This is a genomic window from Clostridioides sp. GD02367, from assembly GCF_045900275.1.
Classification (GTDB): domain Bacteria; phylum Bacillota; class Clostridia; order Peptostreptococcales; family Peptostreptococcaceae; genus Clostridioides; species Clostridioides difficile_A.
This window is the reverse complement of the sequence record NZ_JBJODK010000041.1, coordinates 1-434: the sequence shown is the minus strand read 5'-3', so window position 1 is coordinate 434 and position 434 is coordinate 1. Positions and strand designations below refer to the sequence as shown.

Here is a 434-nt window from a genome sequence, read left to right as displayed (position 1 = left end):
ACATTCTTACCAAACTTATATGATGCTTCTTATTGTAGATACAGTGAGTTAAAAAATCCAATTGAAATAGTTGCAATGCTTGAAAAATGGGTAGACCAAACCGAACCTCTAAGACTTATAATGACTGGTTTTGGTTACAATGGGTTAGTTACAATATCTAGTTTTAGCAATACTCAAACAGCAGGAAGAGAAGAATATAGAGACATTGAGATAACATTTAGAACTTACAGAGAACTAAAGATAGAGACATTAAAAAAAGAGGCTAAGAGTAATACTAAAACAGATTTAAAAGACAATAGACCTAACAATAAAACCACTACCAAAATATATACTGTTAAATCAAGTGATACATTATATAAGATAGCTAAAAATCTTTTAGGTAAGGGTTCAAGATGGCCAGAGATTTATAATATCCCCGAAAATAAAAAAGTTAT

At 29.7% G+C, this 434-nt stretch carries 1 protein-coding gene; it reads left to right on the top strand.

Translation table 11 applies throughout. The annotated features are described in order from the left end of the window. A partial coding sequence (locus Q3223_RS19565; RefSeq protein ID WP_407812449.1) for a LysM peptidoglycan-binding domain-containing protein occupies positions 1-434 on the top strand: 434 nt, incomplete at both ends.